Origin of the sequence: Micromonospora sp. LOL_015 (genome assembly GCF_048060275.1) — a bacterium.
Classification (GTDB): Bacteria; Actinomycetota; Actinomycetes; order Mycobacteriales; family Micromonosporaceae; genus Micromonospora_E.
In genome coordinates this window covers 1-23,444 of sequence record NZ_JBHMIO010000019.1, presented here as the reverse complement: position 1 = coordinate 23,444, position 23,444 = coordinate 1, and the positions used below count along the sequence as shown (strand labels likewise).

Annotated in this window: 17 protein-coding genes and 2 pseudogenes; 14 read left to right on the top strand and 5 right to left on the bottom strand. The window is 70.2% G+C overall.

Annotation, left to right across the window (positions count from 1 at the left end):
- Nucleotides 1–44 precede the first annotated feature (44 nt).
- A complete protein-coding gene (locus ACFHWU_RS16725) occupies nt 45–1,637 on the bottom strand; it encodes an ATP-binding protein (RefSeq protein WP_416556919.1) in 1,593 nt (530 codons plus the stop codon).
- 8 nt (nt 1,638–1,645) lie between these two features.
- Nucleotides 1,646–2,401 (bottom strand): response regulator transcription factor, encoded by a 756-nt coding sequence (locus ACFHWU_RS16720; RefSeq protein ID WP_416556887.1) that lies wholly within the window; start codon nt 2,399–2,401, stop codon nt 1,646–1,648.
- A 188-nt stretch (nt 2,402–2,589) separates the two neighbouring features.
- On the opposite strand from ACFHWU_RS16720, the gene ACFHWU_RS16715 reads away from it, so the two are divergent.
- The 10 genes and pseudogenes from ACFHWU_RS16715 to ACFHWU_RS16670 form a co-directional block, all read left to right on the top strand.
- Entirely contained in the window at nt 2,590–3,483 is an 894-nt protein-coding gene (locus ACFHWU_RS16715) for a polyphosphate polymerase domain-containing protein (protein ID WP_416590982.1), read from the top strand.
- 1 nt (nt 3,484) lies between these two features.
- Complete coding sequence (locus tag ACFHWU_RS16710; protein WP_416556885.1) at nt 3,485–4,162, top strand: DUF4956 domain-containing protein; 678 nt, start codon at nt 3,485–3,487, stop codon at nt 4,160–4,162.
- Nucleotides 4,162–5,805: a CotH kinase family protein gene (locus ACFHWU_RS16705; protein ID WP_416590980.1), complete on the top strand. Its 1,644-nt coding sequence runs from the start codon at nt 4,162–4,164 to the stop codon at nt 5,803–5,805. The genes ACFHWU_RS16710 and ACFHWU_RS16705 overlap by 1 nt, the downstream gene beginning before the upstream one ends.
- 160 nt (nt 5,806–5,965) lie before the next feature.
- On the top strand, nt 5,966–8,944 hold the full coding sequence (locus ACFHWU_RS16700; RefSeq protein ID WP_416556918.1) for a glycine--tRNA ligase: 2,979 nt from the start codon (nt 5,966–5,968) through the stop codon (nt 8,942–8,944).
- Nucleotides 8,945–9,091: 147 nt separating this feature from the next.
- Nucleotides 9,092–9,688, top strand: a complete 597-nt coding sequence (locus ACFHWU_RS16695; RefSeq protein WP_416556883.1) for a CDP-alcohol phosphatidyltransferase family protein — start codon at nt 9,092–9,094, stop codon at nt 9,686–9,688.
- A complete protein-coding gene (locus ACFHWU_RS16690) occupies nt 9,685–10,302 on the top strand; it encodes a hypothetical protein (protein ID WP_416556882.1) in 618 nt (205 codons plus the stop codon). The genes ACFHWU_RS16695 and ACFHWU_RS16690 overlap by 4 nt, the downstream gene beginning before the upstream one ends.
- A 249-nt stretch (nt 10,303–10,551) precedes the next feature.
- Nucleotides 10,552–16,362: a ThuA domain-containing protein gene (locus ACFHWU_RS16685; RefSeq protein WP_416590979.1), complete on the top strand. Its 5,811-nt coding sequence runs from the start codon at nt 10,552–10,554 to the stop codon at nt 16,360–16,362.
- 94 nt (nt 16,363–16,456) lie between these two features.
- The gene (locus ACFHWU_RS16680) at nt 16,457–16,990 is read left to right on the top strand and encodes a hypothetical protein (protein ID WP_416590978.1); all 534 of its coding nucleotides are present in this window, start codon (nt 16,457–16,459) and stop codon (nt 16,988–16,990) included.
- A gap of 200 nt (nt 16,991–17,190) precedes the next feature.
- Nucleotides 17,191–18,090, top strand: coding sequence for a sulfotransferase domain-containing protein (locus ACFHWU_RS16675; RefSeq protein ID WP_416590977.1), 900 nt, complete (start codon nt 17,191–17,193; stop codon nt 18,088–18,090).
- A gap of 275 nt (nt 18,091–18,365) precedes the next feature.
- Nucleotides 18,366–18,669 (top strand): annotated as a pseudogene (locus ACFHWU_RS16670) (non-reducing end alpha-L-arabinofuranosidase family hydrolase); the annotation flags it as partial.
- A 148-nt stretch (nt 18,670–18,817) separates the two neighbouring features.
- On the opposite strand, the gene ACFHWU_RS16665 reads toward ACFHWU_RS16670, so the two are convergent.
- Nucleotides 18,818–19,228, bottom strand: coding sequence for a hypothetical protein (locus tag ACFHWU_RS16665; protein WP_416590976.1), 411 nt, complete (start codon nt 19,226–19,228; stop codon nt 18,818–18,820).
- A complete protein-coding gene (locus tag ACFHWU_RS16660; protein ID WP_416556877.1) occupies nt 19,225–19,575 on the bottom strand; it encodes a hypothetical protein in 351 nt (116 codons plus the stop codon). Before ACFHWU_RS16660 ends, ACFHWU_RS16665 begins: the two co-directional genes overlap by 4 nt.
- A gap of 109 nt (nt 19,576–19,684) precedes the next feature.
- Between ACFHWU_RS16660 and ACFHWU_RS16655 the strand changes: the two genes are divergently transcribed.
- Nucleotides 19,685–20,554 carry an alpha/beta fold hydrolase gene (locus ACFHWU_RS16655; protein WP_416556876.1) on the top strand — a complete coding sequence of 290 codons (870 nt, stop codon included), beginning with the start codon at nt 19,685–19,687 and terminating at the stop codon, nt 20,552–20,554.
- Between the two features lie 183 nt (nt 20,555–20,737).
- Here the strand turns inward: ACFHWU_RS16655 and ACFHWU_RS16650 are convergent, their stop codons facing one another.
- Nucleotides 20,738–21,472, bottom strand: coding sequence for a helix-turn-helix domain-containing protein (locus tag ACFHWU_RS16650; RefSeq protein WP_416569010.1), 735 nt, complete (start codon nt 21,470–21,472; stop codon nt 20,738–20,740).
- 147 nt (nt 21,473–21,619) lie between these two features.
- Between ACFHWU_RS16650 and ACFHWU_RS16645 the strand changes: the two genes are divergently transcribed.
- The 3 genes and pseudogenes from ACFHWU_RS16645 to ACFHWU_RS16635 all read left to right on the top strand — a co-directional run.
- Nucleotides 21,620–22,117 (top strand): VOC family protein, encoded by a 498-nt coding sequence (locus tag ACFHWU_RS16645; RefSeq protein ID WP_416590975.1) that lies wholly within the window; start codon nt 21,620–21,622, stop codon nt 22,115–22,117.
- Between the two features lie 271 nt (nt 22,118–22,388).
- Nucleotides 22,389–23,120 (top strand): annotated as a pseudogene (locus ACFHWU_RS16640) (IS110 family transposase); the annotation flags it as partial.
- Nucleotides 23,121–23,141: 21 nt separating this feature from the next.
- Nucleotides 23,142–23,444, top strand: a 303-nt coding sequence (locus tag ACFHWU_RS16635) for a Scr1 family TA system antitoxin-like transcriptional regulator (protein ID WP_416590974.1), incomplete at its 3' end; no start/stop codon positions are given.

Below are 23,444 nucleotides of genomic sequence, written 5' to 3'. Positions count from 1 at the left end.
CAAACTGGCCGGCCGCCCGGACCGCGGACCGCACCGACCCCCGGCTACAGCATGAGGGCCGGCGCGGGCCGGCACAACATCGGCCCGGGCAGCAGTACGCGGAACACGGCACCACCGCCCGGCCGGTCGTACAGCTCGATCCGGCCGGCGTGACCGGCCACGATCGCCGCGACGATCGCCAGCCCGAGGCCGGAGCCGCCGCCCCGCCCCCGGGTGCGGCTGGGATCCACCCGGTACAGCCGCTCGAAGACCCGCCCGGCGTGCGCCGCCGGCACGCCGGGACCGGTGTCGGTCACCTCGATCACCGCCAGCGGCGCGTCCGCCGGCAGGTCCCGCCCGACCGCCGCGAGCGGTCGGTCCGACACGGCACCGCCAGCGCCGGCCGGCAGATACCCCACCCGTACGGTGATCTCGGCCGTCGGCGGGGTGTGCTGCAGCGCGTTCGCCACCAGGTTGGCTGCCACCTGGCGCAGCGCCGGCTCGTCCCCCGGCACCGAGACCGGCTGCAGTTCGGGTGCGACCGGCTGCAGTTCGGGTGCGGTGGAGCCGACCGGTCCGGCCGGTGCCATCCGGACCCGACGATCGGGGGCCCGTGCGGACGCGTCGCGGATCGTGTCGGCGGCGACCGCGAGCAGATCCACCGGTCGACGCACCGGCTCCCGACGCTGGTCGAGCCGGGCCAGCAGCAGCAGGTCCTCCACCAGCAGCCCCATCCGGGCCGCCTCCGCCTCGATCCGGCGCATCGCCTCGTCGAGTTCCGGGCCGGGCGTCGCCCCGCCCCGCCGGTACAGTTCGGCGAATCCCCGGATCGAGGTGAGCGGGGTGCGCAGTTCGTGCGACGCGTCCGCGACGAACTGCCGGAGTCGCTGCTCCGAGGCGGTCCGGGCGGCAACCTCGGACCCGATCCGGTCGAGCATCGAGTTCAGCGCGCCGCCGAGCCGGCCGACCTCGGTGTGCGGGTCGGCGTCGAGGACCCGCCGGGCCAGGCTGCCGCCGGTGATCTCGGCGGCGATGCGTTCCATCCGGGTCAGCGGGCGCAGCCCGAGCCGGACCGTCGCGGCGGCGACCATACCGAGCAGGACCAGGATCAGCAGCACCACCGCGACGTCGATCATGAGCAGCGTGTCGGCGGTCGCGTCGACCTGGCGCAGCGAGACGCCGACCACCGCGAGCCCGCCGTCGGCACGCGGCACCGCGAGCACCCGCCAGGACCCGTCACCGTCGACGGCGGGCACTGTGTAGGAACGCCGGGCAGCGGCCCGCTCGACCAGCGCCGGATAGTCGTCCACCTCCGGCAGGGCGGCATCCGGGTCGGAGGAGAACTGCTGGGTGAGGGTCCCGTCGGCGGCGTACAGCAGGACCGACTGGGCCGGTTGCAAAGAGGCACCGGGGAACAGGCGGGGTCGGTGACCGTCCGGGTCGAGGGCGGGCGACGCGGACCCCGCGTACGGTCGGCTCATCAGCCGCAACTGCTCGTCGAGCCGGTCGGTCAGGCTCTGCCGCAGCAGCACCAACCCGGCCGTGTTGGCCAGCAGCAGGGCGACGGCGGTGAGGACCGCGGTGGCCAGCACCAGCCGGGACCGCAGCGTCCAGTGCGACCACCGCCGCACGGTGATCCGGGAGCGGAACCGGTTCAGGTGCCGCATCAGGCGCCGCCCGATCGGGGTAGTCGCAGCGTGTAGCCGACCCCCCGGACGGTGTGGATCAGCGCCGGCTCATGCTGGTCGATCTTCTTACGCAGGTAGTAGACGTACGACTCGACGATCCGGCCGTCGCCGTCGAAGTCATAGTTCCACACCCGGTCCAGGATCTGGCTCTTGCTGACCACCCGGCCGGCGTTGACCAGCAGATACCGCAGCAGGTTGAACTCGGTCGGCGACAGGTCCACACGCTGGCCGGCCCGGCGTACCTCGTGGGCGTCCTCGTCCAGCTCCAGGTCGGCGTAGCGCAGCACCCGGTCGGTCGGCTCGGGCTCGTCGGCGACGCCGCTACGCCGCAGGATCGCCCGGATCCGCAGCACCACCTCCTCCAGGCTGAAGGGCTTGGCGACGTAGTCGTCGGCTCCGACGGTCAGCCCGGCGATCCGGTCCTGCACGGCGTCCCGCGCGGTCAGGAACAGCACAGGGACATGCCGGCGGCCGCCCCGGCGCATCGTCCGGGCCACCTCGAAGCCGTCAAGATCCGGCATCATCACGTCGAGGACAACCAGATCCGGCTCGAACTCCTCGATCGCCACCAGAGCGGCTCGGCCACCGTCGACCACCCGGACGTCGAACCGAATCAGCCGCAACGTGGCGGCGAGCAGGGCACAGATGTTCGGCTCGTCGTCGACGACCAGGATCCGGGGAGCCCGGTCCGGTCCGGCGTCGGCTGCCTGGCCGATCTCGGCGGATGAGGTCATCCGCCATGCATACCGGCGGAGTCTCGGAGCCGGCTGGGAGCCGGCTGTGGGGTGGCCGAGCAGCGGCCACCTTCCCGACATCTGCCGTCCGCTGTGAGTTCGCAGTCCGTTCCGAGGTTGTTTTGATCTGCGCGGTGTTTCCTCACCTTCACACCGAATCCGCCCTACCTGAAGGTGAGGACCTGCCCATGCGACCCGATTCGGCACCGCCGACGGCCACTGGCCACGGCACGGACGACCGGGCCGGCCACGCGCTGCGGGGCGTCACCCGGCTGCACGCGTTCAACCGGTACGAGATCAAGTACCTGGTCGACAACGCGGCGGTACCCGCCCTGCGTGACCAGCTCGCCCGCCGGCTCGACCGGGACAGCCATGCGGGGACCACCGGGTACGGGGTGTGGAGCCTCTACTACGACACCGACGACCTGCGCTTCTACTGGGAGAAGATCGAAGGGCTGCGGTTCCGCCGCAAACTGCGGATCCGGCACTACGGCGACCGGACCGGCATCGACGACGACACCACCGTCCACGTCGAGATCAAGCAGCGGGTCAACCGGGTCACCCAGAAACGGCGGATCGCGCTGCCGTACCGACTGGCCCGTCAACTCTGCGACGGCCGCGCCATGATCGACCACGCCGAGCCGCAGCGGGGCTTCGTGCAGGAGGTCCTCGGCCTGGTCAGCGGTCTGGACCTGCGCCCGGTGGCGATCACCGGCTACCACCGGCAGGCGTTCGTCGGCACCGGTGCCGATCTCGGCCTGCGGGTCACCCTGGACACCCGGGTCCGGGGTCGGGACCGTGACCTGCACCTGGGCGTCGACGCCGAAAACCGGTTCATCGTCCCGCCGTGGCGTTCGATCATGGAGGTGAAGGCGAACGAACGGGTCCCGTACTGGCTGACCGACCTCGCCGCGCAGGCCAACCTGTCGGTCGTGCGGGTCAGCAAGTACTGCCAGTGCGTCGAGGCGTTCGGGCGGGCCCCGCGGTCGGTGTTCCACCTGCCGGCCGACGCGCCACCGGCGGAGCCGGACCGGCCGGCCGGCGAGCTGCTGGCCGTCGGCGCGAGCGGCGGGCGGGCCTGACATGGACATCACCTTCCAGGACCTGTCCAGCACGTTCAGCCTCGGCGACATCGCCGCGTCGCTGGCGCTTTCCTTCGTGCTCAGCGCGATCATCGGCTGGGTCTACCGGGCCACCCACCGCAACGTGTCGTACAGCCAGTCGTACGTTCAGACACTGATCATCCTCGGCATGCTGATCTCGTTGATCATGCTGGTCGTCGGCTCCAACATCGCCCGGGCCTTCGCCCTGGTCGGCGCGCTGTCCGTGGTCCGGTTCCGCAACGCGATCAAGGAGACCCGCGACGTCGGCTTCATCTTCCTGGTGATGGGCGTCGGCATGGCCTGCGGCACCCGGTTCTACCTGCTCGCGGTGATCGCCACGGTCGCGATCTGCCTGATCATCGGGGTGATGTACCGCTTCAACTGGTTCGCGCTCAACGTGCAACGCCAGGTGGTGAAGGTGCAGGTGCCACCGGACCGCGACCACACGCACGCCGTACAGGACGTGCTGCTGCGGCTGACCACCGAGTTCGAGCTGGTCAGCATCGAGTCCATCCGGGGCGGAGCGCTGACCGAGCTGATGTACACGGTCAGGTTGAACAAGGGCAGCGAGCCGGGTGAACTGATCGCCAGTCTGAGCGAGCTGACCGGCGGCCAGCGGGTCACCGTGCTCACCGGCTACGACCAGACGGACCTCTGATGCGCGGTACGCCGTCCGCCCCGAATCCACCGGCCGGGCCGCCGGTCGCTGCGCCGAAGCGTCGGTTACGGCACCGGATCCCGCTGCGGATCCGGCACAACTACCGGCTGCTGGCCAGCTGCGCCGTATTCCTGCTGGTGGTCACGGTCGCGCTGGGCAGCACCCGGATCCGGCCGTACGTCACCAGCGCGGCGAACGCCGCGACGGACGTGGTGACGGTCGACATCGCCGGCACCGTCGACCTGTTCGACTCGACGGTGGCACACGAGATCTCCCTGGTCTTCCGCGACGACGACTACCAACGGATGCTCGACGCCTACTTCGACGACGGCGAGAAGGAGTACGTCGAGGCGGACCTGGTGATCGACTCGACCACGATCCCGAGCGTGGGAATCCGGCTCAAAGGCAACTCCACCCTGTCCGGTCTGACCCGCGACGGTGAAACCGCGCAACGCGGCGGGGCCGCCCCCGACGGCGGCCGGTTCGACGGCGGCCAGCGACCCGACGGCGGCCAGCGACCCGACGGTGGGCAGGGACAGCGGCAGGGCGCAGGCGGGCCGGGCGGCGGCATGGGCCGGGCCGGGCTGGCCGCTGAGGAGCCGGAAACCCTGCCCTGGCTGATCAGCTTCGACACGTTTGTCGAGGGACGGCGCTACCAGGGACTGCAGGAGATCGCAGTGCGGGTCGGCGGAATGGGCGGCGGCAGCGCCGTGGCCAACGAGGCCCTCGCCCTGTCGCTGCTGGCCACCGCCGGTATGGCCACCCAGCGGTACGCGTACAGCGCGTTCACGGTCAACGACCGGCCGACCACCGCCCGCCTCGTGGTGGAACACCCCGACGAGCACTACGCCGCCGGGCTGGGCGACAGTGGCGTGCTCTACAAGTCGTTGGCCGGCGGTTCGTTCACCTACCAGGGCGAGGATCCGGTCGAGTACCAGGACGACTTCAAGCAGATCAACCTCACCGGAAGCCAGGACCTACAGCCGGTGATCAACCTGACCCGCTGGGTATCCGAGGCGTCCGACGACGAGTTCGACGACGAGCTGGCCGATCACGTCGACGTCGAGTCGTTCGCCCGCTACGTCGCCGCCCAGAACCTGCTGCTCAACTTCGACGACATGGCCGGTCCCGGCCGCAACTACTACCTTTGGTACGACCTGGCCACCCGGAAGTTCACGGTGGTCAGCTGGGACCACAACCTGACGTTCAGTGGCGACGCCAACCTCGGGCCGCAGGACGCGGTGACCATGGGCGGTGGCCGGTTCGGTGGTGGCGACGGCGGGGCCACGCCGCAGAACGGCACGGCACCACAGGACAGGTTCGAGCCACCCGACGGATTCCAGCCACCCGACAGGGCCGGCTCCGGGGCGGCGCCGCAGGGCGGCGGTCCCGGCCGGTCGACAGGGCACCCGCTCAAGGAACGGTTCCTGGCCAGCGACGCGTTCACCGAGGTGTACGAGGCCGCGTACCGCGATCTCTATCAGCGGATGTTCGCCAGCGGCGCGGCGACGGCCGCGCTGGACGACCTGGCCGCCGTCCTGGCAACCGTCGACGGTCAGAACGGCTCGGTGGTCGCGACCGAGCTGGAACAGCTGCGGACCACGGTTGAGCAACGGACGGAAGGCCTGCGCGATCAGGTGTGAGTGCTGAACCTCCGCTCCCAGCGGACCGCCCACCGGTGCACGGTCACGGCCCGTTCAGGTTGGTCGCGGCCGGGCAAATAGAATGGCCCGGAATCAACCGCCGCCGGCCGGTACCCGACGTACCGTCCGTCACCGACCTTGGGAGCAATTCGTGCTGACGATGCAGGACGCGCTGGCCCGCCTCGCGGCGTACTGGGCCGAGCAGGGTTGCCTGACGGTCCAGCCGATGAACACCGAGGTCGGCGCCGGCACGCTCAACCCGGCCACGTTCCTGCGGGTGCTCGGTCCCGAGCCGTGGCGGGTCGCCTACGTCGAGCCGTCGGTGCGCCCGGACGACGCCCGGTACGGCGAGAACCCGAACCGGATCCAGACCCACACCCAGTTCCAGGTGATCCTCAAGCCGGAGCCGGGCGACGCGCAGGAGCTCTACCTCGGCAGCCTGGCCGCGCTCGGCATCGACGTGGCCGCGCACGACGTCCGGTTCGTCGAGGACAACTGGGCCTCACCGGCGCTCGGCGCCTGGGGTCTGGGCTGGGAGGTCTGGCTGGACGGGCTGGAGATCACCCAGTTCACCTACTTCCAGCAGGCCGGTGGGATCAACCTCGAGGTGCCGTCGGTGGAGATCACCTACGGCATCGAGCGGATCATGATGGCGTTGCAGGGGGTCCGGCACTTCAAGGAGATCGCGTACGCGCCGGGCATCTCCTACGGCGAGATCTTCGGCCCCGGCGAGTACGAGATGTCTCGCTACTACCTCGACGACGCCGACGTCACCACCAACCGGCAGCTGCTCGACCTGTACGCCGCCGAGGCGCAGCGGATGATCGACGCCGGGCTGCCGGTCCCGGCGCACAGCTTCGTGCTCAAGTGCTCGCAGGCGTTCAACGTACTGGACGCGCGGGGCGCGGTCTCCACCGCCGAGCGGGCGACGGAGTTCGCCCGGATGCGCCGGCTGGCCGGCGAGGTGGCGCAGCTGTGGGTGCGCCGCCGCGACGAGCTGGGCCACCCACTCGGCGTGGTGCCGCCGGCACCGGCCGGGCAGGCCGACGGGGCAGCCGTGCCGTCCGGTGAGTCGGCCCCGGCCCGGCAGCTGGTCTTCGAGATCGGCACCGAGGAGTTGCCGCCGTCGGAGGTCCGCTCGGCCCGCCAGCAGGTCGCCAAGCTGGTCGCCGACCGGCTGGCCGCCACCCGGCTGGCGCACGGCGACGTCCGGGTGCTGGCCACCCCGCGCCGGCTGGTCGCCGTCGTCGACGCGGTCGCCGCCCGCGAGCCCGACCACACCCGCACGGTACGCGGCCCGAAGGTCGCCGCCGGGTTCCGCCCGGACGGCACGCCCACCCCGGCTGCGGCGGGCTTCGCCCGTTCCCAGGGGGCCGAGGTGGCCGACCTGGCCCGGGTGGAAATCGGCGGCGTACCGCATCTGGCGGTGCTGCGCGACGAGCCCGGCCGCACCGCGACGGAGGTCCTCACCGAGGTGCTCGCCGGGGTGGTGACCGGCCTGCGCTCGGCGAAGAACATGCGATGGCGGGATCCGCAGCTGGCGTTCACCCGTCCGGTCCGGTGGCTGCTGGCGCTCTGGGGTGACGTGGTGGTGCCGGTCGAGGTGTCCACGCTGGCCGCCGGCCGGACCACCCGGGTGCACCGGACCGCCGCGACGTCGACCGTCGAGGTGGCCGACGCGGAGAGCTACCTGGCGACGGTCCGTGACGCCGGCATCGTGGTGGACCCAGAGGAACGCCGGGCGATCGTCACCGCCGCCGCCGGTGAGCTGGCCGCTGGCGTAGGCGGTCAGGTCGACCTGGCCGCCGAAGCCGGTCTGCTCACCCAGGTGGTGGACCTGATCGAGCAGCCCACGCCGCTGCTCGGCGGGTTCGAGGAACGCTACCTGGAGCTACCTGAGGCGGTGCTGGCCACCGTGATGCGCAAGCACCAGCGGTACCTGCCGGTGCGTGGTGCGGACAGTGCCCTGTTGCCGCACTTCGTGGCGGTCGCCAACGGCGCGATCGACACCGATCTGGTACGGGCCGGCAACGAGGCGGTGCTGCGGGCCCGGTACGAGGACGCGGCGTTCTTCTACCGCGCGGACCGGGCGACCCCGCTGGCCGAGCTGCGGTCCCGACTGAACCGGTTGACCTTCACCGACAAGCTGGGGTCGATGGCGGACCGGGCCGACCGGATCGCCGGGCTGGCCGGCGACCTGGCCGAGATGATCGCACTGTCCGATGCCGACCGGGCGACCTTGGACCGCGCGGCCGAGCTGGTCAAGTTCGACCTCGGCTCGCAGATGGTCACCGAGATGACCAGTCTCGCCGGGGTGATGGCCCGTGACTACGCCGAGCACGCCGGGGAGCCGGCGGCGGTCGCGCAGGCGGTGTTCGAGGCCGAGCTGCCGCGCAGCACCGGTGACCAGCTGCCGCAGTCGCTGCCGGGGGCGCTGCTGTCGCTGGCCGACCGGCTGGATCTGGTGACCGGGCTGGCTGCCACGGTCGGCATGCCGACCGGCAGCAGCGACCCGTTCGCGATCCGGCGGGCGGTGCTGGGGCTGTTGGCGGTGCACCGGAGTCAGCCAGGGCTGGCCGGGGTCTCGCTGGCCGCCGGGCTCGCGGCTGCCGCCCGGCGGCAGCCGGTGCCGGTCGACGATCCGGTGCTGGCCGAGATCGTCGAGTTCCTGACCCGCCGGGTGGAGCAACTGCTGACCGAGGAGGGCCAGCCGGTGGACCGGGTCCGCGCGGTGCTGGCGCACGCCGACCGGCCGCAGCTGGTCGACCGGCTGCTGAGCCAGCTGGACCGGCTGCTGGCCGACGAGCAGTTCCGGGCACTCGCCGAGGCGCTGCAGCGGGCCCGGCGGATCGTCCCGGCCGACGTGCCCGCCGAGTACGACCCGGCGCTACTCACCGAGCCGGCCGAGGTGCGGCTCCACGAGGTGGTCAAGCAGGTGCGGGCCGACCTGGACCACAGCACGGACCTCGACCGGTTCACCAGGATCGCCGGGCAGCTGACCGCGCCGGTGAACGCCTTCTTCGACGACGTCTTCGTGATGGCCGAGGATCCGCAGCTGCGTCAGGCCCGGCTGGGTCTGCTCGCCACGGTCGCGGCGCTCGCCGCCGACGTGCTGGACTGGCCACAGCTACGGATGTGACTCGGGGGCGGGGTCCGCCGGCCGTGCTACCGTCTGTCAGTCCACACTCGGTGTCGACGAGGAAGGCGGGGGCCGGCCATCACGTCTCCGGGAGCCTGCGACACGCACCCGTCCGCCGGTGCCGCCACGGCCGCGCCGCACGGTTGGGTGGACGGGCCTGCCGGGCCGGTCCGCAACGTACCGAATCTGATCACCACGGTCCGGACCGTGGTCGCCGTCGGCCTGGCCGTGCTGGCCGTCGTCGGCGGCAGCGCGGTGCTCACCGGTGTCGCGATCGCCTGCTACTGGATCGGTGACATGGCGGACGGTCTGGCCGCCCGGCGGCTACGGCAGGAGACCCGGTTCGGCGCCGTCTATGACATCGTCTGCGACCGGATCTGTTGCCTGGCGGTCGCCGCCGCGCTGATTCCGCTGCTGCCGTCGATGGGCGTACCGCTGGGCATCTTCGTCGTGCAGTTCGTCGTGGTGGACCTGGTGTTGAGCCTGAGTTTCCTGCGGTGGCCGTTGCTGAGCCCGAACTACTTCCATCTTGTGCACACCCAGGTGTACCGGTTCAACTGGTCGCCGGTGGCGAAGGCGTTGAACACCGGCGGCCTGGTGCTGCTGGTGGTGCTGGCACCGTCGCCGGTGCTTCCGGTGGCTTTCACCTTGGCGATCGCCGCGGTGAAGCTCGCTTCGCTCGTCGTGGTGGCCCGGATCCCGCTCGCTGTCGACCTTCCGGGTCTGCGCGCCGCCTCCTCGTGATCGCGGTTCTGCTGGCCACCGTCGCGGTGGGTGCGTTGTCGGCGGTGTCGCCGGTGACTCCGATCGAGCCGTACCTGATCGCGTTGACCGCCACCACGTCCCATCAGCCGGTCGCGTTGGGCGTCGCTGCGGCGCTCGGTCAGACCGCCGCCAAGCTCGCCATGTTCCTGGCGTCGCGGGGGGTGATCCGGTCGCCGTGGCTACGCCGGTGGCTGGACAAGCGGACCGCGCCGAAGGCGGCGGCCACGGCCAGCGCGGTAGCGGCCGACGGCACGACGACGGCGGACCCGACGACGGCGGACGGCAGGTCGCGGGTCCAATGGTTCCGCCGGATCGGTCCGGCGATCGGCGACCGGCTGCCGCAGGGGCTGCGCAGCAGGTTGTCCGGCTGGGCGGGCTGGGTGGCCCGGGAGCACCGCCGACTGTACGAGCCGGCGTTCGTCATCCCGACCCTGTTCGCGAGCAGCGTGATCGGCGTGCCTCCGCTACTGGTCACGACGGTGGTGGCCGGTGGCACCCGGATGCCGGCCAGCGTGTTCACAGTGGTCTGCTTCATCGGCAGATCGATCCGATTCGTCGCACTTGCGATGGTTCCCAGCTGGTTCACCGGCTGAGCGTTTATCAAACCGTTACACGCATAGCACTTGCCGGAAACAGAGCCGGCAGTCCCTAATTTGTCCAACGGCTTAACAAAATCTCGGTGACCGCGTCGTGGCAGCGCGTTCACCGGGCCAGACGGGACGGCCATCGGCGGGTCGGCCCACCCGACAGTGTGTTCACCAGGACTAGGAGACCACGTGTCCCGAACCCGCCGACGCCACCTTGAACGTGGCCCGCTAACCGCTGCAATACTTTCGCTCTCCATGTTGTCTACCGCCCTGCTCGGTGCCCCCGCCGCGCAGGCCGCACCGGGCACCCCGGGCACCCCTGGCAACCCGGTCGATCCGGCCCCCGCCGTGCAGGCCGGCACGGGCGATTTCGAGACGGCCGCCGACGAGCCGTACTCGGTGCTCGTCTTCTCCAAGACCGCCGGCTTCCGGCACGGCTCCATCCCGGCTGGCATCGCCGCGATCGAGCAGCTCGGTGCCGACAACGGCTTCACCGTCGACACCACCGAGGACGGCGCCGACTTCACCGACGCCAACCTGGCCAACTACCGGGCGGTCATCTGGCTGTCCACCACCGGCGACGTCCTCGACACCGCCCAGCAGGCCGCCTTCGAGCGCTACGTCCAGGCCGGTGGCGGGTACGTCGGAATCCACGCCGCCTCCGACACCGAGTACAGCTGGCCCTGGTACGGCGAACTGGTCGGTGCCTACTTCTCCGGCCACCCGGCCAACCAGAACGCCGTGGTGAAGGTCGAGGACCCGGCCCACCCGTCCACCGACGGACTGCCCGCCGAGTGGGTCCGCTACGACGAGTGGTACAACTTCCAGACCAACCCGCGCGGCGACGTGCACGTACTGGCCAGCCTGGACGAGACCAGCTACACCCCCGGTGCCGGCGCGATGGGCGCCGACCACCCGATCGCCTGGTGCAGCGACTACGACGGCGGCCGGGCCTGGTACACCGGCGGCGGCCACACCAACGAGTCGTTCGCCGAACCGGAGTTCCTCGACCACCTGCTCGGCGGCATCCAGACCGCCGCCGGGGTCGTCGACTCCGACTGCGGCGCCTCGCTGACCGAGAGCTTCGAGAAGATCACCCTGGACAACAACACCAGCAACCCGATGGAGCTGGACATCGCCCCGGACGGGCGGGTGTTCTACATCGAGCGGGACGGCCGGGTGCAGATCGTCAAGCCGGACACCGGCAACACGGTCACCGCGATCGACCTCGACGTATTCACCGGCAACGAGGACGGCCTGATCGGTATCCGGCTCGACCCGGACTTCGCCGACAACGGCTGGGTGTACCTCTACTACGCCCCCAACGACGGCGTGGCCCGCAACCTGCTGTCCCGGTTCACGGTGGTCGGCGACAGCATCGACCCGGCCAGCGAAAAGGCCGTGCTGCAGGTCGACACCCAGCGCAACACCTGCTGTCACGCCGGCGGCACCATGACCTTCGACAGCCAGGGCAACCTCTACCTGGCCACCGGGGACAACACCAATCCGTTCGAGTCCAGCGCCTACACTCCGATCGACGAGCGGACCGGACGGCAGGACTACGACGCGCAGCGTACCTCTGGCAACACCAACGACCTGCGCGGCAAGGTGATCCGGATCCACCCGGAGGACGACGGGACGTACAGCATCCCGGAGGGCAACCTGTTCGCGCCGGGCACCGCGCAGACCCGCCCGGAAATCTACGCGATGGGTTTCCGCAACCCGTTCCGAATCGGCGTGGACCCGGCCACCGACACGCTGTATGTGGCGGACTACGGCCCGGACGCCAACTCGGACAACCCCGACCGGGGTCCCCGGGGCCTGGTCGAATGGAACATCGTCGACACCCCCGGCAACTACGGCTGGCCGTACTGCACCGGGACGAACGAGGCGTACAACGACTATCAGTTCCCGTCCGGCCCCAGCGGCGCGAAGTTCGACTGCTCGGCACCGGTCAACGACTCCCCCAACAACACCGGCCTGACCGAGTTGCCGCCGGTGATCCCCGCCACCGTCGACTACGGCTACAGCGGTGACCCGCGCTACCCCGAAATCGGTGGCGGCGGTGCGCCAATGGGTGGACCGGTCTACCGCTACGACACCGAGCTGGCCTCGGACCGCAAGTGGCCGGCGTACTACGACGGCAAGGCGCTGCTGGGCGAGTGGAACCAGTCGAAGATGTACACCATGCAGGTGTCCACTGGCGGCACCGAGCTGGTGGACATCAACCAGCTGCTGACCGGGATGAGCTTCATCCGCCCGATGGACTTCGAGTTCGGCCCCGACGGCGCCCTGTACCTGATCGAATGGGGCAGCGGCTTCGGCGGTAACAACGACGACTCGGGGGTCTACCGGATCGACTACATCGCCGGTAGCCGGGCACCAATCGCGGAGGCCAGCGCCACCCCGACCTCCGGCCAGGCACCGCTTACCGTGCAGTTCTCCAGCGCGGGCTCGCGCGACCCGGACGGGGGCACGCTGACCTACGCCTGGGCGTTCGGTGACGGCGGGACCTCCGCCGAGGCCAACCCGACCCACACCTACACCGAGGCCGGCAACTACACCGCGCAGTTGACGGTGACCAACCCCAACGAGCGCACGGCGGTTGCCAACGTGCCGGTGACAGTCGGTAACACCGCACCGACGGTGACCATCGACTTCCCGCCGGCCGGCGGCTTCTTCAACTGGGGCGACCAGGTCGAGTACACGATCACCGTGACCGACCCGGAGGACGGCGAGATCGACTGTGACCGGGTGGAGCTGCAGGTGCTGCTCGGCCACGACGAGCACGCCCACCCGTTGGAGCAGCACACCGGCTGCTCCGGCACAGTGCAGACCCAGCTCGCCGCCGGCCATGGCGCCGAGGCGAACGTCTTCGGCGTGTTCGAGGCCACCTACACCGACGACGGCGGTGTCGGCGGTGCCGCACCACTGACCGGCCGGGCGATCGAGCTGCTGCAGCCCAAGCGCAAGCAGGCCGAGTACTTCAGCTCGACCGGACGGGTGGACGGCGCCACCGGCGACGACGACCCGGGCGTACGGATCGAGACCACCAGCGACCCGGCCGGTGGCGGCGAGAACATCGGCTTCATCGAGGACGGCGACTGGTGGTCGGTCGACCCGGCCAACCTGACCAACGTCGACTCGATCCGGTTCCGGGTCGCGTCGGCGACGGCCGGCGGCCGGATCGAGGTCCGCGCTGACGCCGTCGACGGTCCGGTGGTCGCCTCCGCTGACATCGCGGGTACCGGCGGCTGGCAGACCTGGACCGACGTGACCGCGCCAGTCACCGGCGGCGCCGACGCGGCGGTGCTGTACTTCGTCGCCCGGGATCCGGGTGGCGGTGCCGATTCGCTGTTCAACGTCAACTGGATGGATTTCCTCGGCCGAGGCGTCACCGAGAACGCGCCGCCGCAGGTCAGCGTCGCCGCGACGCCGACGTCCGGCACCGCGCCGCTCACCGTGGCGTTTGACGGCACGGCCAACGACGCCGAGGGCGACACCCCGTTGACGTACGCCTGGGACTTCGGTGACGGCGGTACCGCTGACACCCTGGACGCCAGCCACACCTACACCGCACCGGGCACCTTCGTCGCCACCCTGGTGGTGACCGACGCCCGGGGCGCGACCGCATCGGCGTACACGTCGGTGCGGGTCGAGGCGCCGAACACGTCCTGCTTCGGGGCGCGGTCGGACGACTTCCTCGGCGACGAACTGGACCGTGACCGGTGGACGGTGGTCCGGGAGAGCCAGGTGTACTCGCTGGCCGACGGCGCGCTGCTGTTGCCGACCGGCGTCGGTGACCTGTACGGCGGCCGCAACGACGCCACCAACCTGGTCCTGCAGCCCGCGCCGGACGGTGCCTGGCAGGCCACCACCAAGGTCACGTTGCCGGTGACCGCCAACTACCAGCAGGCTGGTCTGCTGGTCTACGGCGACGACGACAACTACGCCAAGCTGGATCTGCTGTTCAACGGCAGTCGCCGGGTGGAGTTCATCCGGGAGACTGCCGGCACCCCGCGCAACGAGGGTGCCGACGCCACCGACGCGCCCACAGGTGACACCCTCTATCTGCGGGTGACCAGCGACGGGACGAACCTGACGGCGGCCATGTCGGCCGACGGTCAGACCTTCACCCCGGTCGGCCGGTCGGCGGCGCTGGCTGGCATCGAGAACCCGCAGTTCGGCGTGTTCGCGCTCAACGGTGGGACCGAGGCTCCGGTGGTCGACGCCGCCTTCGACTGGTTCCAGGTGACGCCGGATGAGCCGGCCGGGCCGGTCGAGCCGTCCGACGAGTTCGACGGCAACGCGCTGGACAAGTGCCGGTGGGACGCCATCGTGCGGGAGGACTCGGCCGCCTACCGGGTAGTCGACGGGTCGTTGTTCATCGACGTGCCCAACGGCGACATCTACACCGGCGACAACACCGGGCCGACGAACTTCATCCTGCAGACCGCGCCGGAGGGCGACTGGACGATCGAGACGAAGATCGACGGCAGCCTGCTGGACGAGCAGTACCAGCAGGCCGGTCTGCTGGTGTACGCCGATGACGACAACTACCTGAAGCTGGACTTCGTCACCGACAACTCGCCCGGTTCGGCAGTCAGCCGGCGGATCGAGTTCCGTAGCGAGATCGACGCGGTGATCCAGAACCCGCAGCCGGGGGCCACCGGTTTGACCTCGGGTGTGTGGTACCTGCGGGTGTCCCGTGCCGGTGACGTCTTCACCGCCGCTTACTCGGCGGACAGCACCGACTGGACAGAGTTCGAGTCGCTGACCAGCGCGGTCGTCGGGGCCATCCCGAAGATCGGTGTATTCACCCTCAGCGGCAACCAGACGGAGTCGAAGACCGCGTCGTTCGACTACTTCCGGTTGACCACGGAGGTTTCGGAGGAGGACACCACGGCGCCGGTGACCGAGGCCGAGGTCGTCGGGACCGGAGAGCCGGCTGATCCGGTCGAGGGCTGGTACCCGGGGCCGGTCGCGGTCACCCTGACCGCCACCGACGAAGACGGTGGCAGCGGGGTGGCGGGTACCGAGTACTCGCTCGACGACGAGACCGGGTGGACGGCGTACACCGAGCCGGTAGCGGTGAGTGGGGACGGTAGCCACGAGCTGCGGTTCCGGTCCACCGACGCCGCCGGCAACGTGGAGCAGACCCAGTCGGTCACCTTCCAGATCGACGCCACGGCGCCGGTCAGCTCGGCGGAGTTCGCCCCGGCGAACGACAACGGCTGGCACGACGGCACCATCCCGGTGGTGCTCTCCTCCACTGACGACGGTTCCGGGGTCGAGCTGCTGGAGTGGTCGCTCGACGGCGGTGACTGGACGCCGTACGACGAGCCGGTCGAGGTGACCGGCGACGGTGACCACGAGCTGCTCTACCGGGCCACCGACCTCGCCGGCAACGTCGAGGCGCTGAAGTCGGCCGTGGTGAAGATCGACGGCAGCAAGCCGACCCTGCTGATCTCCGGGCTGGCCGACGGCCAGCTGTACGGCGACAGCCAGGACGTACGGGTGTCGTGGCAGGCGGTCGACCCGACCTCCGGCATCGACACCGTCGTCGGCACGCTGGACGGGCAGCCGTACGCGAACGACACCCTGCAGGTGATGTACGACCTGCCGCTCGGCCTGCACGAGCTGACCGTGACCGCGACCGACAAGGCGGGCAACGACACCACCTCGACGGTCCGGTTCTTCGTCACCACGTCGTTCCGGGACATGCAGAACCTGATCGACAGGTTCAAGTCGACCGGACGGTTGTCCAAGAAGGCGGACCGCAAGCTGTCCAACAAGCTGGACGCGGTCCGGCTGTCGGAGGCGGCTGGCAAGGACAAGCGAGCGATTCAGCAGCTGACCGCGTTCAAGGCCCTCGCCGCCGACCCGGATCTGGTCACCGACGCCGACGTTCGGGACACCCTGGTCCGTGACGCCGACTCCATGATCGAACGGCTCGGTGGCACGGCGAGCTCGGCCGGGGTGCAGGCGAACGGCGGAAAGCCGGTCACCGGTGCCGGTCGGCTGGCGGAGGACCCCACCCGGATCGACCCCGACCAGCAACTCTGATCCGCGGTGGCCCCGCCCGGTCCTCGGTGCCGGGCGGGGCCAGCGTCCTATCAACGGGTCACCGACCCGTCTACGAGACAGGAAGGAAGACACCATGCGTCGTACGCGTGGATCGGCCGCCGTTCTGTTCGGCCTGTTGCTGGCGGTGCTACCGGTAGCCGGTCCCGCGCAGGCGCACAACGGCAAACTTGACCTGGAGGTGGCCGGCGACGGCGCCACCGGGGTGACCGTGCAGGCCGTCCATGAGGACGGGCACCGGCTCGACCTTCCGGTCCGGCTGGTGCTGACCGCCACCGCCGACGGTGGGCGGTCGGTCGGCCCGCTGCAGCTCGAACCGGCCGGTGAAGGGCAGGGCTTCTACGCCAGCGGCCCGGTGCTCAGCCCGGGTGACTGGCAGGTGACGGTGAGCGCTCCGGCGCCGTACGACAGTGCGACGACGGTCGATGTACAGGCGGTGGAGGGTCAGGCGCCGCCGGTCGCCGATCTGGCCGCCGCAGCGGTCGAGGACGAATCCGGCGGTACGGCCGGATCCGGTTGGTGGCGTTGGGCATGGCCGATCGGCCTCGCCGCCCCGGCGGTGGCCGCTCTGGCCGTGGCCGTCCGCCGGCCACGATCCAGACAGCCCTGATCACGACGGGGCCAGGGCGCAGACGGCGACGGGGCCAGCCGGGTTCGGCTGGCCCCGTCGCCGTCTGGTCAGGTGCCGTGTTCTTCACCCGACTCTGGACATCGCTACACTGTGGAGATTACGGTCTGGATTGGACGAGTCGACCAACTCAGGCTGGAGGGCCGGTGCGCCAACCCACGGTTCGGTACCACAATGCGATCATGGACAGCGCCCGATGGGAGGGGTTCCCCTTCCGCGACGGCGACATCGTGATCTCGACACCCGCCAAATGCGGCACGACGTGGACCCAGACGATCTGCGCTCTGTTGATCTTCCAGACACCGGAGCTGCCCCGCCCGCTGGACGACATCACCATCTGGCCGGACATGAAGACGCGCAGCCAGGCCGACGTGCTCGCGTTCTACGAGGCGCAGCAGCACCGACGCATCATCAAGACCCACACCCCGTTCGACGGTCTGCCGATCCACGACGGGGTCACCTACATCGCCGTCGGCCGGGACCCGCGGGACGTCGCCCTGTCCTGGGATGCACATTTCCGCAACACCGACTACGACGTGGTCCTGAAGCTGCGCGACGAGGCGGTCGGCAACGACGACCTGACCGGCGAGCTCACCGACGACGCGCCACCGCAGCTGGAGTCCGAGTACGACCGGTTCTGGGCCTGGATGGAACACCCCGACGTGCAGATCGGCCTGCCGTCGATGCTGCACCACATGTCGGGTTTCTGGGCGGAGCGTGAGCGGTCAAACGTCCTGCTGCTGCACTACGACGAGCTGAAGTCCGACCTTGAGGGCCAGATGCGGGCAATCGCCAAACGGCTCGACATCGAGGTGCCCGAACAGCGCTGGCCGGAGCTGGTGCAGGCAGCCACCTTCGATTCCATGCGCAACCGCGCCAAGGAGTTCGCCCCCGTCCTGGCGATGTGGCGGGACCCGAAGCAGTTCTTCAACCGGGGCGCCACCGGCCAGTGGCGTGACCTGCTCGATGACGACGACCTGCGGCGCTACGAGGAGCAGGTCGCCGAGCTCGCCGTACCGGAGCTGGTCGACTGGCTGCACCGCGGCCCGATCACCGCCACCGCGACGACAGCGGGCCGCTGAGTGACCCACTGTTGCCCCGAGGCCGCAGAACCGGCGGCGGCCTCGTCATGATCACGTGAGCGCCATGGACCTCAAGACCGTGCGGTGAGGTCCATGGCGCTCACATGATTTTGGGGGGGCACCGGCCGGCGCTACCGGTGGCCCGATCGCGGCATGTTACGGCTTGACGAGCGAGATTGCTCGCCCACAGCCTATGTCCAAGAGCGATGGCACCTGCGGCTCACCGGGCGAGCCCGCCTCGTCGGACCCTGCACCAGGTGTGCCGCCAGGGCAAGCGGTACATCTGGGTTCTCGCCTACCAGTGGGGCGGCCCCGCCTTCTCCTACCGCACCTCCACCAACCCGGCCGACGTCAACAGCTGGTCCGCCCACCAGACCCTCTTCACCGGCAGCATCAGCAACTCCGGCACCGGACCCATCGACCAGGCACTCATCGGCGACGACCAGAACAGGTACCTCTTCTTCGCCAGCGACAACGGCCGCATATACCGCGCCAGCATGCCCATCGGCAACTTCCATCACGACCGACACCACCAACAACCTCTTCGAAGGCGTCCGGGTCTACAAACTCCAAGGCCAGGCGCCACCTGGACCCAACACCACACCATGACACGCCGGGCCCGCCCACGCCGGTGGGTCGTGATCAAGACGGCTCAGCCGACCTGGTGTCGGCGTGTCGAGTCGATAGGGCGTAGTGGATCAACCCTCACGGCAGCCGTCCCCCGGGATCAGCCACCGGGGCAGCTACGGCCACCGCTGGTCGGGATGCACTGCGTGACCTGCGGCGCTGGCTCGTTGCCGGTCGGCGTCCAACCGATCAGCGGCGTCGTGGCCGCCTGCCCGGCTATCGCGACAGCACAGTAGATCAGCGCCGCCCCCACCAGAGCCCCGACGAAGTGGCGAATCCAGTACCGGTCGCAGCGGATGAGCCAGGCGAGCAACATCCCCGCCGCCGGGAGCACCAGGTTGAGCACCAGGGCCGTGGTCAGGATGGTGTCGGTGGTCGCGCCGAACGCCTGTGCCTGTGCACGGGTGTCGAGATAGGGCGACGACGTACGTCGAATCAGCCCGACGATGAGCAGGAACGGCACGCCGTAGAGCCAACCGAGGAGCAACACGCCGAGTCCGATGCGCTTCACGGGGCACCCTGCCAGACCGCGACGACTACCGCCACGACAGCGACGCTGCCCAGCACCGGAAGAGTGCCGACGACGATCGGAGAAGGGATCAGGCGGGCCAGCAGACCGGTGACCGCCAGTGTGCAGACCAGCAGGCCGAGGAGGACCGGACTGCCGACGAGCAGCAGCAGATCTATCTCCTCCTGCGGTGTCAGGCAGCTGAACATCACCGAGCAGTCGGTGCGCAGCGCAGCCGGTATCCCTGACTGCCCGACGAGAACCGCAGTGATCACTGTGACGTACCAGCCGAGCGCGACGAGCAGGCTGCGCCCGTACGGTGCCCGACGCGGGGCATCATCGACATCCATGTACGACAATCTGCCACGAGCCTCACGGCGGGTACATCCGTCTTCGTACCCATTCGGCGGGTCGGCGGGTCGGTGCCTCATGCCCGACCGCCACCGCGACAATGACCCGATGAGCCTGGATGTCCGCAGCGACGACGGCTGTCGGTTGTGGGCCGAGCAGTCGGGCACCGGACCGCCGCTGGTGCTCTGTCACGGCGGTCCGGGTCTGTGGGACTACTTCGACCCGCTCGCCCGGCTCCTCGAAGATCACGCTCGCATCATCCGGTGGGACCAACGCGGCTGCGGGCGATCACAGCGGCGTGGGCCGTACCGCATCGCCCGCTTCGTCGCCGACCTCGACGCGGTACGCGACCAGCTGGCCGGGCCGCGCATGGCCCTGCTCGGCCACTCCTGGGGGGCCCACCTGACGTTGCGGTACGCCATCGCGTACCCCGAGCGGGTCAGTCAGCTGATCTACGTGTCCGGGACCGGCATCGACCCTGGGCGGGACTGGCATCCGCACTACGAACGGAATCTGCGGCTCCGGCTCGGGGATCGTCTGGCCCGGTGGGAGACTCTGGGCGCCCGCTCCCGTACCCCCGCCGAGGAACGTGAGTGGGCGGTCCTGCAGTGGTCGGCCGACTTCGCCGACCAGGACACCGCGCTCAGTCACGCCCAACGCATGGCCGAACCATGGTTGGGCATCAGCTACGACTGCAGCCGGGCCATCAACGCCGAGGTCAAGCGGGAACTCGCCAAGACCGAGATAGCCGTACGCTGCCGGGCGCTCGATCTACCAGTGTTGATCATCGACGGCGCCGAGGACATCCGCCCTCGCTGGGCTGTGGACTCGCTGCACCGGACGCTGCCCAACAGTCAGCGCGTGATCCTCACCGGGTCCGCCCACCTGCCGTGGGTAGAGCGTCCGGACGACTTCCGCCTAGCGGTAACGACCTCCCTGACAGGGCAAAGGCCGCAGTCACCTGTCGTCCGGGAGTAGCCGGAACGCTGGATGCGGAGTCAGCGGTCGCAGCGCTCGAAAGTCCCGCCGATCCAAGGCCAACAGGGTGTCGGTCTGGTAGCGGGCGGCCAGCGCGACATTGACTGCGCTGACGAGCAGCGTCCAGCCTCCGTACGTCGGCTACGAGGACGCGATCCTCGTCGTCAAGCGGAGGCTGCGTCGTCAGGACGGCGTGGACTCCCGACGGTACGCGCTCGGGGTGTAGCCGAGCACCGTCCGGAACTCGTTGGCCAGGTGGGCCTGGTCGGCGTACCCGAGTTGGGCCGCCAGACCCGCCAGGTCGGTGGCCGGATCGGTCCGCAGCAGCTGCGCCGCCTCCTGCAACCGCCGTCGGCGGATCATCATCGACGGCGGCAGGCCGACGTGGCGGCGGGCCAGCCGCTGCACCGTACGGGCCGACACGTGCAGTCGGGCGGCGACGTCCTCGACCCGCAGCACCGTGTGGTCGGTGTCGACGAGCTCCGCCAAGGTGTTGGCCAGCAGCGCCTCCGGACCGGGCGGCCCGACCGTGGCGCTCAGCCAGTCGGCGAACGCCGCCACCGCACCAGCGTGCCGCTGCGGAGCGTCAACGGCACCGGTCATCGCGTCGACCACCGGCGGCCGAAGATCGGGCAGGTCCAGCCGGCGGGAGGCATCCCGCAGCGCCGCCGGCTCCGGGGTGAAGTGCGGCACCGCCGCCGGGCGCAGCAGCGCCCCGACCGCCCAGCCGGTGCCGGTCAGGTCCCGGTACGAGACCTGGGTCGTCGGACCGGCCAGCTCCACGCCGTCTGGGCCGACCACCAGATTGCAGGCCGGGAACGACAGGATCTGCTGCCGGGAGGTACGGCCCGGCGCGATCCGCCACTCGGGGATCCAGAACCAGCGGACCAGCGACGCGACCTGCTCTGGCGGCGGCAGCCGGGCGAAGGTCGGCAGCCGGGACGGGTACAGGATGCCGCGCTGCGCCGAGTCCACGGCTGCCAGGCTACGGCCTGCGGCACCGACGGCTGTCGGCTGTCGCGAATCTTCAAGTCACCACACCCGCACGCTGCCTAGGGTCGGGACATGTCCGACACTTTCCCGGCCGCCGACGGCCGATACACCACCAACGGTACGCCGCACGGCGTCACCAGCCTCACTCCGTTCCTGGCCCTTCCGGACGCACGCGGCGCTATCGCCTTCTACCGGGACGTGTTCGGCGCCCGAGTGGTCGACGTGACCGAGATGGGCGGCGCCGTGGTGCACGCGGTGCTCGACTTCGGCAACGGCCAACTGCAGCTCGGCGAGCCGTCCCCGGCGTACGGGCTGGTTGCCCCACCGGCTGGCGACGAGGACTGCTACTCGATTGGCCGGTACTGCCCGGACGTCGACGCCATGCTCACCCGCGCGGTAGCGGCCGGCGCAACGGTGCGGGAGCCGGCGACAACCTTCGTCTCCGGTGACCGGTTCGCCAGCATCCGCGACCCGTACGGGGTGCGCTGGTCGATCATGACCCGGGTCGAGGACCTCTCCGAGTCCGAAAGCGCCCGCCGGGTCGCCGAATGGGCCGCCCAGCAGGGCTGACATCCGCCTGCGGTAGAGCTGAGGAGTGCCCTGTTACCTTACTGATCGTCCCCACAGGGGACTGCTCGGTCGCCCGGCTCGGTATGACTGACTGCCCCTGTCGTGCGCATGATCCGGGGGGTGTTGTCGCCGGGCCGGGTGGCGTCGGCGGACCGCTGATAGGGACCCGGCCACCCCCGTCCGGTGGCAGGTCTCCTCGTAACGTGGATGCCGGCAGTGTGGCGCCGTGACCAGCGGCCGAGCCAGGCCATCGCGGTGAGGAGGGCAGACTGTGCACGACGGGTTCGGCGTCTTCATCGGACTCGACGCCGGCAAAGAAGGACACCACGCGGTCGCGTTGAACCGCCACGGCAAGCGGCTGCACGACGCGACACTGCCCAACACCGAAGCCGGGCTACGGAAACTGTTCGACAAACTCGCCCGACACGGCCGGATCCTGGCCGTGGTCGACCAGCCCGCCCCGATCGGCGCGCTGCCCGTCGCGGCCGCCCGCGCCTACGGCCACCAGGTGGCCTACCTGCCCGGTCTGGTCATGCGCCGGCTGGCCGACCTGCACCCCGGCACCGCGAAGACCGACGCCCGCGACGCCTACGTCATCGCCGACGCCGCCCGCACCCTGCCCCACACCCTGCGCCGGGTCGACACCGGCGAAGAGACCCTCGCCGAACTGGAGGTGATGGTCGGCTACGACGACGACCTCGCCGGCGACGTCACCCGCGTGGGCAACCGCATCCGGGGCCTGCTCACCCAGATCCACCCACCCCCGGAACGCGTCCTCGGCCCGAAACTGCAGCACCCCGCCGTACTCGAGGCACTCTCACGGTGCGGCGGACCCACCGGGCTGCGCAGGGCCGGCCGGGCGAAACTCACCGAGATCGTCAAAGCCCGCGCGCCACGCATGGGCGCCCGCCCGGTCGACCAGATCCTCACCGCGCTCAACGCGCACCCTCTCGCCCCGGTCCTGACCTCGATGCCCGGCATCGGCGTCAGGACCGCAGCCCGCACCAGATGATCACGGACCTGCATGGCAGACACACACGGCGTCGCTCCATGGCCGCAGCGCTTCGAAGCCGGCGCGCACCTGGCCGACAGCAGCGGATTCGCCCTGCTCAGCTTCGAGCGGGACGATCCACCACTCGGCTACATCGAGACCCTGGCCGGTGAGCTGTTCCTTGAGTCGACCCGTGACCTGGCCCGGGTCTCGGCGGCGTACGAAAATCTGAGGATGCTGGCAATGTCGCCCGCCGAGTCGGTCAAGCTGATCAAGGGCTACTACCAGGCCACCAAGCACGCGTTGGAGGCGATCGGCGACTCGCTGCGGCACGAG